At 44.3% G+C, this 16,747-nt stretch carries 12 protein-coding genes; 2 read left to right on the top strand and 10 right to left on the bottom strand.

Translation table 11 applies throughout. From position 1 onward, the window contains the following. Positions 1 to 23: 23 nt before the first annotated feature. Positions 24 to 386 carry an EF-hand domain-containing protein gene (locus AB4167_RS05300; RefSeq protein WP_372136252.1) on the bottom strand — a complete coding sequence of 121 codons (363 nt, stop codon included), beginning with the start codon at positions 384 to 386 and terminating at the stop codon, positions 24 to 26. A gap of 647 nt (positions 387 to 1,033) precedes the next feature. On the opposite strand from AB4167_RS05300, the gene AB4167_RS05295 reads away from it, so the two are divergent. Continuing rightward, positions 1,034 to 1,741: an SDR family oxidoreductase gene (locus tag AB4167_RS05295; protein ID WP_017071106.1), complete on the top strand. Its 708-nt coding sequence runs from the start codon at positions 1,034 to 1,036 to the stop codon at positions 1,739 to 1,741. A gap of 405 nt (positions 1,742 to 2,146) precedes the next feature. On the opposite strand, the gene AB4167_RS05290 is transcribed toward AB4167_RS05295, so the two are convergent. The 3 genes from AB4167_RS05290 to AB4167_RS05280 form a co-directional block, all read right to left on the bottom strand. Continuing rightward, entirely contained in the window at positions 2,147 to 2,929 is a 783-nt protein-coding gene (locus tag AB4167_RS05290) for a hypothetical protein (protein ID WP_102431267.1), read from the bottom strand. A gap of 348 nt (positions 2,930 to 3,277) precedes the next feature. Beyond that, entirely contained in the window at positions 3,278 to 4,291 is a 1,014-nt protein-coding gene (locus tag AB4167_RS05285; protein ID WP_017070807.1) for a LacI family DNA-binding transcriptional regulator, read from the bottom strand. A gap of 96 nt (positions 4,292 to 4,387) precedes the next feature. Then, positions 4,388 to 7,486, bottom strand: coding sequence for a GH116 family glycosyl hydrolase (locus tag AB4167_RS05280; RefSeq protein WP_372136251.1), 3,099 nt, complete (start codon positions 7,484 to 7,486; stop codon positions 4,388 to 4,390). Between the two features lie 64 nt (positions 7,487 to 7,550). On the opposite strand from AB4167_RS05280, the gene AB4167_RS05275 reads away from it, so the two are divergent. Next, positions 7,551 to 8,498, top strand: coding sequence for an aldose 1-epimerase (locus tag AB4167_RS05275; protein ID WP_372136250.1), 948 nt, complete (start codon positions 7,551 to 7,553; stop codon positions 8,496 to 8,498). Positions 8,499 to 8,557: 59 nt separating this feature from the next. Here the strand turns inward: AB4167_RS05275 and AB4167_RS05270 are convergent, their stop codons facing one another. The 6 genes from AB4167_RS05270 to AB4167_RS05245 form a co-directional block, all read right to left on the bottom strand. Next, positions 8,558 to 10,972 (bottom strand): GH36-type glycosyl hydrolase domain-containing protein, encoded by a 2,415-nt coding sequence (locus AB4167_RS05270; RefSeq protein ID WP_372136249.1) that lies wholly within the window; start codon positions 10,970 to 10,972, stop codon positions 8,558 to 8,560. Positions 10,973 to 11,080: 108 nt separating this feature from the next. After that, positions 11,081 to 12,172, bottom strand: coding sequence for an ABC transporter ATP-binding protein (locus AB4167_RS05265; protein ID WP_372136248.1), 1,092 nt, complete (start codon positions 12,170 to 12,172; stop codon positions 11,081 to 11,083). Continuing rightward, a complete protein-coding gene (locus AB4167_RS05260) occupies positions 12,172 to 13,521 on the bottom strand; it encodes a GH1 family beta-glucosidase (RefSeq protein ID WP_102497098.1) in 1,350 nt (449 codons plus the stop codon). The genes AB4167_RS05265 and AB4167_RS05260 overlap by 1 nt, the downstream gene beginning before the upstream one ends. A gap of 17 nt (positions 13,522 to 13,538) precedes the next feature. Then, positions 13,539 to 14,387 carry a carbohydrate ABC transporter permease gene (locus AB4167_RS05255; RefSeq protein ID WP_017061568.1) on the bottom strand — a complete coding sequence of 283 codons (849 nt, stop codon included), beginning with the start codon at positions 14,385 to 14,387 and terminating at the stop codon, positions 13,539 to 13,541. A gap of 46 nt (positions 14,388 to 14,433) precedes the next feature. Then, positions 14,434 to 15,420 carry a carbohydrate ABC transporter permease gene (locus tag AB4167_RS05250; protein ID WP_017070431.1) on the bottom strand — a complete coding sequence of 329 codons (987 nt, stop codon included), beginning with the start codon at positions 15,418 to 15,420 and terminating at the stop codon, positions 14,434 to 14,436. A 66-nt stretch (positions 15,421 to 15,486) separates the two neighbouring features. Then, complete coding sequence (locus AB4167_RS05245; protein WP_017077014.1) at positions 15,487 to 16,734, bottom strand: ABC transporter substrate-binding protein; 1,248 nt, start codon at positions 16,732 to 16,734, stop codon at positions 15,487 to 15,489. Between the last annotated feature and the right edge of the window lie 13 nt (positions 16,735 to 16,747).

Here is a 16,747-nt window from a genome sequence, read left to right as displayed (position 1 = left end):
AATGGAGGCCTGATTGAATTGAGCTACTGATTGTTTTTGCCTTTGCCCATGGTATTTTTGGGGTTCACCATGCCTTGATGAGCATTAAACTCTTGTTGAGAGATAGCGCGATCCGCGTTGCTATCTAACGAAGCAAAACTGTGGCTTTGATTGATATTTTTCAACGTACGTCCCTCTTCTGCTCGCTGGGCAATACGTTCTGAGCGTGCTTGATTGAACTCGGCTTCGGTTATCTTGCCATCACCATCGAGATCAAACTGTGAAAATACTGGGCGTGACATATTGTTATTCATGCCTTTATTCATGCCTTTATTCATTCCACCAGCCATTGCTCCGAAGGCAATAACGATACCGAGTAACGCGATTATCGTGCTTTTGATTTTCATGACGTTTTCCTTCTCTTTGTTTCACTACTTAAGAATATACTAATGTAAGTAAGATAACGTCATGTGATGTAAAGGTATGTAAAGATGGCTAAGTAGATATCGATTTATGTTCTTATCGGTTTGTAAGCGCAGCGCAACAGAAATTATGAAACTTCTGCCGCTAGTACTCTGGTAAGAGTACAGGCATAGCTATGTCCAAATGGTTTTCAAATTATCCCAAACTTTCAGCCACCGAAACCGAAAAGCCAATGATATAAAATCCCTAGTTTCGAAAAATATGGCGATTTTTAGACATTCAGAGTGTTTTCGAACTTTTGCCCAGCAGTTTGCCTTGCAAATATCCAACAGACAAGGGATTACTTTTAGTAGGGCAAATACATGTTAACATTCTGTTAACTCTGACTGGTAATGGGGCAGATCTGAGCTAGCTGGCACTTTTTGAGAAAAGTGCCACGAGTAAAACTTCAGGTCTATGAAGACTCTGGACAAAAACGATTTGCGGCCACGGCTATAAACCGTTTTGGTCAGGTTAGAAAAAGTATCTTGAAACCTTAGTGTGCTTACGGTGCAAAGACCAGTTCTAATTTTGGAAACTATTTAGTACATTAACCTAACAACGCACTTATTACACAGTTTAGGGATACACTATGTCTAAAGTTGCCATAATTACAGGCGCTAGTCGCGGTATTGGTAAAGCTATTTCTCATTACTTTGCTCAGGAAGGATACACTTTGGTGTTACTTTCCTTAAATAATGAAAACCTTGAGCGGACTAAAGCAGAGCTCAAGTCATGCTATTCCTCATGTCTAGCTGAGACAATGTCAGTCGATTTCAATAACCCATCTGAAGTTGAAACTGCTATTACATCAATCATTAAACAGCATGAAAATATTGATGCTATGGTTAATAGTGCTGGCGTTTTGGCAGCAGGCAATACTAACCTTTCCTTAGCTAAGCTTTCTGAGTTGGTAAACGTAAATCTTTTATCTACAATCACTGCTTGTAATTTAGTTGCGGAGAAAATGAAACAGCAAGGCTACGGGGAAATATATAACCTTGGCTCTACTGCTGGTTTGGCGCCAGTCCCTAAGATTGCAGCATATTCAGCGACAAAAGCTGCAATTGTTAGTTATAGCCAATCGCTTTATCACGAACTGCTCCCTTTTGGGGTAAAGGTTTGCTGTTTATGCCCTAGCGTTGTAGATACCGATATGACTAATGATGGGCGTATTGATAATAAATTTAAAATTGAAACACAAGACCTAGCAAAAGCACTTAGATTTATTCGAAGTCTATCTCCAGGGGCTGCTGTAAGCACACTATCCATAAGGTGTCGAATTATAGACTTAGAGTAGACCTATCAGAGATAGGTATAACACTTTTTATACGGGTATAAGCCTATTTCATGGATAGATAATGCCGTCTTTCATCTGTCACTTTATTTGAAATCAACATGTTAGCAACCATATTGAGCGGTTAGGTTGCTTAGTGCAGCAAAATTCTAGATAGGCTGAACTCGGATAAGTTTTGATAGGGCAAACACACATCTCTAAAATCTGTAGAGTATTTGGTCTAAGTGATTTTGGGGGCAATTATGAGTTAACGATTTTACTAATTTACTAGATTGTGGATTGGCTGATGTAACGTTAAGCAGTAAACGACGCCACCACTCAACTTATTTAGAATTGAACTGTAAGCACTAAATTCAACTTGAACTGAGAATGCCAATCGTTGCAAATCTGTCTTATCGATTTACTAGGTTACTTTGTATTGCGTACCCATTTTTTACCATCTTCTAGTGAACGCTTAATCTTTTGGGATTTAGAAAGCTCACTAACTGCTTTTGTGAAATCTAACTCCGACAAACCAAGCTTGTTTTGAAGTTCGGCATCTAAATAAGTAGGAACCTTTAGGGCTGCATATATTTTGGCTTCAGGTGAGCCAGTCATTGATTTTGTGATTACAGTTTGTGGTTTTGTGACTACAGTTTTCTTACGTTCCCATGAAGCTCTTGCATGTTTACCTTCACCTTTCGGTAGATCTTTTCGGGCGATTAGCTGCCCTTCAAACGTAAAGTCGGAGGATATTTTTACAATTAGAAGCTTATTAAAGTTTCCAGCGCGTTTCACTTTCACTTCTTCTTTATTCTTTTCAGGAGAAATCGTTTTTATTTCGATGAAGTCATTTCCTAGCTTTCCGTCTGACCCTTTAGTATGTGGTTTATGCCGCTTAATCCCATAGTTAATTTCGGCATATAACTCTCCTAACTCCCCCCAAATCTGCAAATAACGATTTGTAAGATCGTAGAAAGCTTCGGCATTATCCACCAACTTCTCAAAGATCACTTCTAACTTGGGGTTAACTTTGGATAACTCTGAATTAAAATTACTATCAGTCGCCTCCCATTCTTTAGGAGATAACCCTAAAGCATGTAGATCTAGGTTAATATCATATGGGTTATACCCGCAACCTGCTGCGTCAGTTATCTGATCAGCGCTATAACCTTCATTATGCATGTCATATAAATAGTCCCAGTCACCCATTTGACCTCCTCATAGCTAAAACTGTATGTAAATGCCTCGCGCTTTACAGACGTAACTCTTCCGTATCTACGTTTTTATTATATTGCTGTCGTCTATTATGAGGCTCAATAAGTATAATGCTATTGTGTGAATCGAAAGCGATATTCGTAAGAAGCCTACCAAAAATATCCGTATAAACACCGTACATATGGATTGGTTTAATTTGTTCTATTCTAGAACGTTCGAAGGGCTCCGTTCGGCGGAGCTAAGAAGAGTGGGGCAGAAGTGTTTTAGCTTACCTGCACCATGGTCCGCGTTAATATCAATACGAATCATCACGGACGCACCACCTTGATGCTTGTCTTGAAATTAACGATACAAAGACTTGGTTGACTCTCTGACGATTAAGTCAATCGGTGGCAGTCGAGCTTCATGTCGCTCGCCAGATAACAAGTTCAAAATCGACTGAGCACACACCTCTCCAATCTCTTCAATTGGCTGCCTTAATGTTGTTAACGCAGGTGTGAAATACTTAGACGTTGGCAAGTCATCAAACCCAATCACTGACACATCTTCTGGCACTTTGTAGCCGTGATCATGGAGCGCCTTAATCGCGCCGTAAGCCGTTTGATCATTGGCGGCAAACAGGCCAGAAAAATGAATCTTAGATTCAATTAATTCCACGGTTTTCTCATAGCCAGTTTCACTACTGAAATCACCCTGTTTAACGAGTTTTGGCATCACTTTTATGCCCGCCTCTTGAAGTGCTTTCTTATAGCCTTCAAAGCGATTTCCCGAATCAGGTTGACTTGAAAGTCCCTTAATATGAGCAATATTCACATGCCCTTGTTGCAGTAAATGTAAGGTTGCCATGTAGCCGCCCAACACGTTATCAATGTTGATGGAGCGGACGTTATTCTCAACAAAATCGTAGCCAACCATCACGATAGGAATGTCTTGTGCATACTTGGTAATCTCTTCTTGAGTAATGCTTCCTGTCACGATGATCATGCCATCCACGTTACTTTTTGCGAGATACTCCAACGCGTGCATTTCTAACTTTTTCTGCCAATGCCCTGTCGCGATTACTAACGAATAACCTTGAGCGATCAGTGTTTTCTCCATGTCATTGAGAATACGGCTGGTATAAGGGCTGTCAGGGTGTTGCACCAACACACCAATGGTGAGTGAACGTCGGTTGGTGTTTTCTTGCATTTGAAAATTAGGTTTGTAGCCAGTGTCTTTAATCGCTTGCTCGATGTTCTGGCTTTTATCATCCGACACATAAGTGGTTCGATTAAGAAAACGAGAAACTGTGCTGGGAGAAACACCAGCCAGTTTTGCTACATCGTATACTGTTGTTTTTTTTGTTTTAGTGCGCATCTCGACCCCCTAATCAAGTGACATTCGGGGAGCTTTAAGCTCCCCATCAGTTTCAACCTGCATACCACTGCTTTAGCTGAAAATCGTGTCATTAAGTTAATACAAGTAGGCGAAGATCATCCCCGGTCTAAAGTAACGACCAGCCGTATATTTCAAGCCAGTACTCAGTAACCATTTGTGTAAGCCTGCCAGCTTTTCTAACGGAATTTCACCGCTCACCATTTTAACAAAATTACCAGTATCTTTCGTCAATGTTGGATTGATCCGACCGTCAGACAGCACACAGTTTTGACATTTAAGTACACTTAGCCAGTTTTTCGCATCATTTTGCGTCAATTTAAAGGCTTCTATAAGATATTTCTCATTGACAGACACAGAGCAATTGAACCCTTCTGGCGCTGCAAATGGAATTTTTGAATAGTCATAGAGTGCGGTATACACGGTATCCATCAATGTTTCTGCTTGCTGGTTTTTACCTGCCAGACTCAACGCCGTTGCGACACTAAACTGCACACCAATCCACACATCTTGAGCCTGAAATGCCTCATGCGGCGAACCATCGGCCAACGTCATATTCGCAACCCCAAGCTTAGGGCTGTTAATTTCGAAGTTATGCTTATAAACATAGTCTAGTGCGCGTTGGATGTTCTCTTGCGGGAAAATACCTTCTAAACCGATGAGCTTTAGGTAGCTGTCAGCCAATAAAGCATCGCCAAAGCTGTTGTCTGAATCAGGTACTAAATCTAAGTAGTCTTGTGTAAAGGCTTGAGGCGCGGTCTCGCTCAATAAGCGCTTCTTAGATACTCTTTGAGACACCTTGCTGATGCTGATTGAAGTATCTGTTTCATTGAGATAGGTATTGAGCGTGTTCTTATCGGCAATCGCATCGCCCGTCAAAGTTAGGCCTAAGGTTTCCAGAGTTTGGTAGCCTTCACCCGTTAGATGCTTGGCTTGAACTGGCGTCACGAAGAAGTGGTAGTAACCCTCTTTGTCATCCCACAAGCTTTGCTCAACCGTGGCTAACGCCTTTTTAGAACGCGTTAAGTAACCGCTAGCTCGCTCGCTTTCACCCATCAATTGTGCAAGTTCGCTCGCGGCTTGCAGGCCAGCAACCCACAGGCTCGCACAATAAATAGAGATGCCGTGAGAAGCTAGGTTATCAAAGGTATCGTCTGTGCCTCGGGTTAGTGGTAAATCGTCACCCTCAGCGATCAAATTCGATAAGAAATCGATGCTTTCAGTTACCGCTTGCCAGCACTCATTAACCACAGAAAGATCTTGGGTGTTTTGATAATGGCGGTACACCATCAGAATGTATTTCGGCGCTAAGTCCTTCCACTCTTTCACATTGTGCCAACTGTAAGCATCGGGCTGAATGTCGAATGGGCTGCCTAAGTCGTGGATTACCGCACCTCGAATAGCACGTACACCTTGGTACTTTTCATCAATCAATTCGGCATTAGGCGTCGCTTCGTATTCCCAGTAGCGGCGCTGAGTGAAGTCTTCCGCCAAAATGGCCTTCGAGAACGCTTTCATCACGCAGCCATCAAGCTCAGGCAGCAGATAAAGCAGCGAGAACGAGCCGTAGAAATACACATCCAGAGAGTTAAAGAATGGGTAGTCGACACACTCTTTAACCAAGAATTTATCTTCTTTATCCCATACCGTTGATTCCGCTAGGAAGGACAATGAGTTCATCGCCATCGTTGCATAGCGAAGTGCCGATTCAGGCTGCGAGATCTTGTTTTGAGCTTGCTCTAGGAAAGTTGTTTGTTGTTCGACGATCTGCTGCTCAATGGTTTCGAGCTTAGGCAACATGTCTTCTAACATAGGTAATGCAGGCTTTACTTGCGGGTAGAATTGCGTGTAAGCCTTATCTGAGTGCCAACCATTAAGCATGACTTTGCTGTGAGCCATCACCTGTGCAAAACGCAGATCAACAGACTCACCCGCTTCCAATTCAACCTGAACCACCACCAATGCGCTCAACGCTTCACGCCCTGTGTAAATGCCGGTTTGGAATTCTGTATTAGTACGGCCTGTTTTCAGTGCGAACTCGGTTTGCTGGGTCACTTTCGAAGTATAAAGCGTTGGCTTAACAGACACCGATATCTTGCCAGATTCGGTCAGGTGGTTATTCGCTTGAACACCAAACACCACTTCACCTTCAATATCACTTTGATACGGGGACTGACTAGTGAGCTGGACACCCGTAAAACCGTGGTTTTCGCCGTTTACGCTAACCGCTTGATGCTGCTGGGCGATTGGATTTTGAGACAAGGTACACGCCGAATCTTGAATGCCATCGCGACCTTTGCGATAAGTTGAGCCAATCAAGTTTTGTAGCGGCTGAGCAAGCGTAATCACGCGTGTTTGCGCCGAATGATTGGTTAATTCGAAGTGATTCCAGTGCATCGGTAAAGAGCACAGGCGTTTGTCGTTTTTAACGATTGGAGAAACCACTTTACGTTTTATTTTAATGTCATCAAAACTGTTATATTTATATTCAGCTAATGGATACAAAGCTTGATATTCGATATCCTTACCGTTGACACTATCTATATCACTGCCATTGAAACTATCCATATCACTATTATTACCAGCAGTAAGTGATAATAATTTAACTGTATCATTTATTAATAAACCATTAAAGAAATCTAAGGCTACATATAATTGACAAATAATTGAAGATGAATCTGAGTCAATCAATAATAGAGTCTTATTTGAAAACTCAATGTTCCATTTTGTAAAGTTAGCTTTATTCTCTTGGTAGAAGCCACCATTTTTTAATGCCGAACGAATGTGGTTAATCGCATTCGACATGTCTGTATTGTCAATCTTCTTACCATCGAACAAAGCAGGGTAAAAGTTCAGGTGAACGCCCAGATCTTGCTCATCAATGACTTGCAGCGTGTCGATGGTTGGCACATCCATCACTGAAGCATAAAAATCATTAAAATTAATAACTTGCTCTGAACAATCAACAAATATACCAGGGATAAAGCTAAAGTTTGGCGTGTTGCCATTTGGCGTCAGTGTAAATGTATTACCAATACCACCCACTGCCATGCCGGTATTTTCTGGTGTGGTAGAAATTGGCGTGTACCAAGGTTGAATAAATTCAACTGCATCACCTTTTTTGCAAAGGTGTTTTGAATTTCCTGAATAGCTTGTATATGGAATTTTATTATTCATTTTAAAACCGCCATTGAATATTTTTTTCTTCTTGTTAATATCTTTCAAAAATGGAGACATCAACATGTTTAAAATTATAAATGAAAAATTTGGAAGTATTGACTCTGTCACATTAATAAACCACCAACATGGTATAGAACTTCAAATAATCAATGAATTTGGTGCTATTATTAATAAATATATCGTAAATAACAGTCCGTTCTCTTTTATTTGTGGTTATCAGAATTATGATGAACTGATCAACCAACATCCGTTCTTTTCCCGCAGTGCTAAATTATTCCCTTTTCCAAACCGTTTAAACTTAGGTCGTTACAGTTTCGATAACCAAAACCATCAACTCCCGGCTAACTTTCCTTGGTCTGATCACGCCGTACATGGCCTGCTCTATAACCAACCTTTTTCAATCACAAACAGCGTAGCCAACGAAGAGTTAGCCAGTGTGACAATGCAGTATCAAACGTCTTCTTTGCACCCTGCTTTCCCATTTGCTTTTAACCTTGAAGTCACCTTCACTATCGACATAACAGGCAAGCTCTCTTGCTCAACAACCGCTTCTAATCTTGGTGATTCTGCCTTCCCATTCGGTGATGCTTGGCACCCTTACTTTTCACTGGGTACGGATCTGACACAATGTGCGCTGTCCATGTCGCAGTGCTCCGAAGTCATACACGTGAACGACCTACCTAATGGTGAAAAACAGGTTTTTGACCGTTTGTCTTTGGGCGACTCCCTGACGAATCAAAGCCTAAATCACTGCTTTGAATTTGATTCGAAGACAACCAACCAACTGACTTTGACGCGCTCAGATTCATCAGCTGCGATTCACTATCAACAAGATGCAAGCTACCCATTCGTTCAGCTGTACACGCCCACGAGTGAGCAAAGCATTGCAATAGAACCAATGACTTGCCCTGCAGATGCATTCAATAACCAAATTGGCTTACTGACGCTTAGCCCGAACCAGTCTCAAACCTTCAATTGGCAATGCCAGGCCAGCTATCAACCAAAATAAAACAACACTAAAGAGAAACCAAAAAGCAATAAAGGGCGCATAAAGCGCCCTTCTCTTTGTTAGCCTAATACCACTTCTACCATGTGCTCACCCGATGTAAATACCGGTGCTTTGTTGCCTGAAATCAGGTCACCATTGACCTTCATTTCAACCACACCTTTACACACATTGTTCGGGTTCGAGACATGGATGTTATATGTTGCGCCACGGAACTGACGACGTACTTTGAATTCAGGCCATTCTGCCGGAATGCAAGGATCCACCAGCAAGCCATCCACTTCAGGGCGAACACCCAGAATCCACTGCGTACCTGCAACGTATGTCCAAGATGAAGTACCAGAAAGCCACGCATTGCGTCCTAAACCGAACTGTTTATGCTCGTCACCCAAGATGTTTTGTGGGTAGCAGTATGGCTCAGACTCAAAGGTATCGATGTCGTCGTTCTTCGAAGCTGGGTTGATTTGACGGTAGTACTCGTAAGCACGCTCACCGTTGCCCATTTTCGCTTCTGCGATCATCACCCATGGGTTTGAATGTAAGAAGATACCGCCGTTCTCTTTCGCACCCGGTGGATACGTTGATACGCCACCTAGCTGTGGATCAAAACCGTTGTAGCCAGGTGTTGAAAGCTTGATGCCATTGGTGGTGTTTAGTTTGTTGTAAACCGAGTCTAGCGCTTGCGTTGCACGCTCTTGTGTTGCGAAACCAGAAATCACAGGCCAGCTTTGACCGTTAGTGTAGATCTGACCTTGCTCATTTTTATGAGAACCGATTGGCAGACCTTGCTCATCGAAGTAACGAACAAACCATTCGCCATCCCAGCCACACTCATTCACCGTGCTCTGCATCTGTTGGTACTGATCTTTAAACTTAGCCGTCAGTTGCGCTTCGCCACGTAGCTCACACAAGTCCAACATGTCGAGCAATGCTTTGCCGTACATGTTCGCCACCATCATCGACTCAGCACCCGTTGGCAGGTTCACTGTGTCATTCCAGTCAGCAAAACCTAATAACGGTAGGCCGTGCTCACCAGTATTGGTGTAAGTAAATTCAATCGCGCGGCATAGGTGCTCCCAAACTGTTCCAGTTTCAACTAGGTTACCCGCTTTGTCTTTTTGATAGAACGGGATCTCTTTATTCAGGAAGTCTGCACTGCCCGTTTCTTTCACGTATTGAGTGACCGCGTAGATGATCCACAGGTGATCGTCACCGTAGTAATCCGGGCGATCTTCTTCTTCACGTGAGTCACCAGCGTTAGCTTCCATGGTTGACGGGAAGAACTGGTGCATCGCCGAACCATTGGTGTTTTGCACTGATAGTAAGCGCTCAATGAACTCACGCGCCTCTTCCGGCATGTGAGTAATTACGCCTAAAGTATCTTGCGAAGAATCACGGAAACCGATACCACGAGCACCATAGCCAAGCTGATACAGAGACAGGTAACGAGACCAGTTTTTGGTTGTGTGACACTGACGTGGGTTATGTACGTTCAGCATTGAGTTCATTGCCGGATCTGGCGTTTCAACCTGAACCGCTTGTAGGTAGCCATCCCAGTGTTCAGCCAGTTCAGCGAATGCCGAATCGACCATTTGATGGTCACGGTATTTAGCTAGCAAAGGCAATGCAGCTTCTAGGCTCTGTTCTTGTGCAATTTGTACAACCGTACGTTCTGTCTGCTCTGGAGATAACCAACCTAGGCGCAGGTTAAGTGCGCCAATATTGTCGCCACGCAGACATTCAGTATTGCCAAGCTCATCGTTGTCTAACGCCTGTGGCGCTGCCCATGTACCGTAGCCTAAGTTGCCTAAGAACGATTGGCGGTCACCATCAAAAGACGTCGCTGGACGATCCGCTGTCATCAGATTCACCGCGTAATCGCGCTTCATGAAAGCATACTGCTCAAGCACGGTATGACCCGATTCTTGTTGGTGTGCTTTTAGCGTCATGGTTTGTGGCACCCAGTCTGCATTCAATAGCTGCTTAAGTGCATCGAAGTGCGTGAATTCGTATACAGGCACCACATCAACGTGCAGTGCTTCGTCTGAAATGTTGGTGACTTTGATGTCTTGTAGCAGTACTTGGTCAGTTTTCGGTACAAAGAACGTCGCTTCACAACGCACACCAAATGCTTCTGCAATGATTGTGGTGTATGACAAACCGGTATGGTTTTCAAACTTATCTAACGGCTTCAAGGTTGGCGTGTAGAAAGGTGAGAACACCTCTACGTTGCCCGCTTCATCACGTACCTTGAGGTACATTGTCGAGCCTTTAAAATCTGAATTTGGCAGTTGAGCAATGTATTTGGTGATGCGGTTAAGTGCCGGATCACCTTTGCACAGTAGTACGCCGCCGTTGCTATCGACAATGCCACCGAAATCTAATGTGCCGACATAGTTACACCATTTGATCGGCGTGCACGGTGTGGTTGCTACGTATTCTTTGTTTTTATCGTCAAAATATCCGAATTTCATCATCACTATCCCTAGCCCCTCCCAAATCAGGAGGAGCCAAAACAATTTGTCGTAAGTTGGTTGGTGTCAGCTCAATGGCTGATTTAAATTGATTGGCTAGCTCGTAATTGACTAGCTCGCTAGCGAGTTCTCACTCAGAGCGTCAAACAGGTGGAAAGCATCCAAGTCCAAGTAAAGTGTCAGCTCTTTCACATCCACTTCAGCGGCTTGGGTTTCAACCATCAGCGGTTGACCACCAATTTCTGTTTTCAGAAGAATGCTCGCGCCAAGTAGTTCCTTGTCTTTGATTTTCACAGGGAATGGCAGTACGCGATCGTGGTCGACTTGCTCAGCACGAAGGTGGATATCTGTTGGACGAACACCAAAGTGAAGCGCTAAGTTTTTAGAGGCCAGAGACTTAAAGCGATCTGGCAGAGGGATATGAACATCGCCAAGTTCAACAAAGTATTCGCCTTCTTTTTCAATCAGTTTGGCTTCCAACATATTCATTGATGGGTTACCAATGAATTGCGCGACAAACTTGTTAGCCGGGCGTTGGAACACCTCGGTTGGCGTACCAACTTGAGCCACATAACCATCTTTCAAGATCACGATGCGATCCGCCAATGTCATCGCTTCGATCTGATCGTGGGTTACGTAGATCGTTGTGGTTTTTAGTTCACGGTGTAGGTGTTTGATCTCTTCACGCATCACGCCACGCAGTTTGGCATCTAGGTTAGATAACGGCTCATCAAACAAGAAAACCTTCGGCGTACGAACCATCGCGCGGCCCATTGCCACACGTTGACGCTGACCACCAGAAAGCTCTTTTGGCTTACGGTTGAGTAGTGGATCAAGCTCTAGCATTTTCGCTGCTTTTAGCACTTCTACGTCGATTTCTGCTTTTGGCATGCCCTTCAGTTTAAGAGCAAATGCGATGTTCTCGTATACCGTCATGTGCGGGTACAGAGCATAACTTTGGAATACCATCGCCAAATCACGGTCTTTCGCGTCGACTTTATTCATCAGCTTGCCGCCAACCACGATGTCTCCAGAGCTGATACTTTCAAGGCCAGCAAGCATACGTAGCGTTGTCGATTTACCACAGCCAGATGGGCCAAGGAAAACCACGAACTCACCGTCTTCAACCGTAAAATCAAACTCTTTGACGACTTCAACATCACCGAATGATTTTTTGATGTTCTTAAATTCTACTTTAGCCATTATCTGTTCTCCTCAGCGCGCTCTAGAAGCATATTTCTGTACGCAATTGCGCTCTGTTTCAATGTTCTTTCTTGGGTGGTGTAGTCAACATGGACAATGCCAAAACGCTGGCAGTAGCCAAATGCCCACTCAAAGTTGTCCATCAGGCTCCAAGCGAAGTAACCATCAACTTTCACACCCGCTTCAACCGCGTTGTGAACCGCTTCGATGTGACCTTGGAAATAACGAACTCGTTGGTCGTCCATCACTTGTCCGTTTACGCGCTCGTCGTTACCTGCAGCACCGTTCTCAGTGATGTAGATAGGTGGCATATTTTCGTAGCGAGCATCCAGTCTTACCAATAAATCGGTTAAACCTTGTGGGTTGATTTCCCAGCCAATGTAAGTGTGTTCAGCTTCAGTTTGCTTCACCGATTCAATGTCGCCGTTCTCATTAAAGCGAGCGACATTGCGTGTGTAGTAGTTGATACCGATGTAATCAACAGGAGCACTGATGATGTCTAAGTCACCTTCAAGGATCATAGGCATGTTCATCGCTTGGCGTTCAACCACCAGCTGTGGGTACTCGCCTTTTAATACTGGGTCGATGAACCAGTGGTAATTCTCGGCTTCGCAGTAATCTGCTGCCGCTTGGTCTTGTGGCGTCAGCGGGTAAGCTGGCGTCGCGTTGAATACCACACCATGCTTAGCGTGAGGTGCATTCTTGCGAAGGATCGGCATTGCCAAACCATGTGCCAGCATTAGGTGGTGAGATGCTAGGTAGCCCTCTTTCTCACCCTTGATACCTGGCGCGTGTTCGCCCCAGCGGTAGCCTAGGAATGCAGAAACAAACGGTTCATTCAGCGTGGTGTACACATCGATGTTGTCACCAAAGTATTTACTCACCACTTCCGCGTATTCTGCGAATTTGTAAGACGTTTCACGGTTTAGCCAGCCACCCTTATCTTCAAGGTATTGCGGAAGATCCCAGTGATACAGCGTCACATACACCTTCATGCCACGAGCATGACACTCATCGATGATCTGACCGTAAAACTCTAGGCCTTGCTGGTTCACCACGCCGTCTTGTGGCAGGATGCGCGGCCATGCAATAGAGAGACGGTAAGCATCAACGCCTAAACCTTGAATCATCTCGATATCTTGTTTCCATAAGTGGTAGTGGTCACACGCCACATCACCATTGTCGCCGTTATCGACCTTGCCCGGCGTCTTGCAGAAAGTGTCCCAGATAGACGGTGTACGACCGCCCTCTTCAACGCCGCCTTCAATTTGGTATGAAGATGTCGCGACACCGAATACAAATTCCTTACTGCGTAACTTTGAATCACTTGGAAGTTGATATTTATTCATTGTTATAACCCTTAAACCTAACCTTTGACTGCGCCGGACGTTAAACCACTGATCATCTGTTTCGATGCGAACAGGTAAGTAATCACGAGCGGTAAAATAGAAATTGTTGTACCTAGCATTACCGCGCCCCATGGCGTATTCGGAATACCTTGAACACTTCGAAGTGCTTGCGTAATAACATAGTTATCTGGGTTATTTAGCACCACGAGAGGCTGCATAAACATGTTCCAGAAGAAAACGAACTGAACGATAGCCAGTGTTGCTAAGGCAGGCTTCATCAGTGGCAATACCACACTCCAATACGTTCTGAACTCACCAGCACCATCCAATTTCGCTGCTTCAAGTAGCTCTTTTGGAATCGATGCAATCACGTGCTGACGCATCAAGAAGATACCAAACGGCGTGGTTGTGAACGGTAGCCATACCGCCATGTGGTTATCCAACAAGCCTAAGAATTTCACGATCATGAAGTAAGGGATCAGGCTAAGCACTGGCGGAATCGCCATTGAGCCAACCAACATGCCAAACAACACGTTCTTACCGCGAAACTTAAACACAGCAAACGCGTAACCACCCATGCTACAAAACAGCAGCGAGATGGTTGTGCCCAAGAAAGCCACGTAAATCGAGTTAAACATCGCTTTCCAAAACGGCATGATTTCTAGCAGTTTTGCGTAGTTCACCATTAGGCTGTCGCCAATCGCAAAGCTGATGCCCGAGCCGAAGATCTCCGAGCGGTCACGTGTTGAAAGCAGTGCTGACCACACAAACGGGAACACCGTAATGATTGCGGAAACAATCAGTAATATGCCGAGCATGACCATCAAGATCTTAGTCATGATGTACATGGTGCGTTCGCTTGGCATTAGGCCACTTAATGGTGAGGTATTTGTCTTAATTGATGTCGACATCTTAATGTTCCCCTAAGCCTTTCTTACCGAAGAATAAAAATTGAACCAAAGTACAAGACGCGATCAGTGCAAACAGAAGCCATGAAATTGCTGACGCTGTGCCCATTTCTAACCATTCCCAACCCACTTTGTAGAGGTACATAGAGATAGTTAAACCAGATTGACCCGTACCACCTGTACCACGCGTTAGAACGAACGGTTCTTCAAACATTTGCAGGTTACCGATGATGGTCATGGTGATTGCAAAGAAGATGAATGGACGAATCATTGGTAGTGAGATGTTCCAGAAGCGGCGGAAGGCATTCGCACCATCCATACGTGCAGCTTCTAAAATGTCTTTAGGAATCGTCATTAAACCAGTGGTGTAAAGGACGATATTAAAACCGGTGTATTTCCAGAAAACCATGATCGCAATAGACGGCTTCACCATAGTGGCATCGTCTAACCAGCGGATTGGTTGAAAATCGTTAACCCAAGCAAATGCCCAACCAAACAGCGTGCTATCGGCCAATGCCATTAACGTTTGGTTGATAATTCCTGAGTTAGGAGAGTACATGTTGAAGAAAATCAGTGATGCTGCGACCGTTGATGTGATGAACGGTAGGAAGTACGCCGATGTTAGCCAGTGACGCATACGGTCACCCATTGAAACCAACATGTAAGCCACTGGAATAGCGACTAAGTGCTGAGCAACACCCGATGTGATTGCTAGCCACAATGTGTTCTTTAATGAACGCCATAGCCATGGGTCAGTCAAGGCAATGTGATAGTTCTCAAAACCAACGAACTCCATTGCATCCATGCCCTGTACTGGATTCCATTCGTGGAACGACAGATAAACAGAGAACAACAGCGGGAAGATCCCAAATACAGAAAAAATGATCAGAAACGGCAGAAGGAATCCATACGGTGTAAGCGCTTTCAGATTTAGACGAGAAAAAAGGCTTTTGTCCGCAGGTTCTATCGTTGTGCTCGCTGTATGATTCATAGTAACGACCTCTTAAAAAGGAAGCGCGTTATCCACGCTTCCTCACTTACTTAAAGTAAAAACAAATTAAAGATTACGCGTGCGACGCTTGATTAGACGCTCTGCCTCTTTAAGCGCAGTCTTGATGTCTTTACCTTCATCAAGTACTTCCATCAATGCGTTCTCTAATATAATAGAACGTGCAACGTGGTCGCCTTGTGCTGGAGAGACGGGTTTGATGTTTTGCGCCACTTCAGCAAAAAGAAGACGGGCTTTTTGTCCACCTAGGAACTCCATCTCTTCTTGGAAAAGCTCATCGTCATACGTTGTGATGTTCGCTGGGAAAGCAGCAATCGTTTCGAAGTGCTTAAGCTGTACTTCACGATCCGTCGTCATGTATTCAATAAGCGCCCAAGCTTCATCTGGGTTGTCTGATTGAGTTGGAATTGAAAGGAATGAACCACCCCAGCTGCCGTAGATACCATCAGGTAGGTTTTCTACTGCCCACTTGCCTTTGGTTTCAGGAGCGATCCAGTTGTTTAGGTGACCAAGTAGCCAAGCGCCAGAAAGTTGAGTTGCAAATGTGCCGTTGCGGAAGCCCTCGTACCATTCGTTAGACCAAGCCAAAATGCGTCCGTCTAAGCCTTTGTCGCGAATCTCTTTTGCTACTTCAAAAGCGTGAACAAAACGCTCTGATGTCACCACTGGATTGCCATCTTTATCGAAGTACAGACCTTCACCTTCAGGAACGGTCGTGAAGATAATCGCTTGTGCCACGTCGGCTGCCGAAGCGATAAGTTGTACGTTTTGCTCTTTCAGTTTTTCACCAGCAGCGATGTATGAATCCCAATCTTTGATTGCTTCTTCTACATCAATGCCCGCTTTTTCGAATACGTCGGTACGGTAGTACATAACACCTGGACCTAGGTCGACAGGGATACCATACATATCGCCGTCAGCGCCTTTGCCTTGTGCCCATGCGTAAGGTGCGAATCGTTCTTCGTATTTATCTGCACCGTAGTTTTCAGACAGGTTAACTAGGCCGCCAGATCCAACAAATGGACCAATTTTCTCAACGTCGACAACAATCACATCACCGGCACCAGAACCCGTTGCAAGGTTCGTTGTGAGTTTCGTGTGGTGGTCACCGTGGTTGTTCATAAGGTAATCAACTTTGATACCCGTTTCCTTTTCGAAATCAGGCAGTAATACCTTTAGGCTGCTATCGAAATCAGGGAAACCGTCGAAACGAATTTCTTTGTCTGCTGCATTTACAGCTGTTGTACCTAATCCTAAAGCAACCGCGCATGAAAGCGCTAAGGTCTTAAATTTCATGTTCTATCCTTAA

Origin of the sequence: Vibrio sp. 10N.286.49.E11 (genome assembly GCF_041469505.1) — a bacterium.
In the GTDB taxonomy this organism is placed as follows: domain Bacteria; phylum Pseudomonadota; class Gammaproteobacteria; order Enterobacterales; family Vibrionaceae; genus Vibrio; species Vibrio crassostreae_C.
This window is presented reverse-complemented; position numbering and strand designations above follow the sequence as displayed.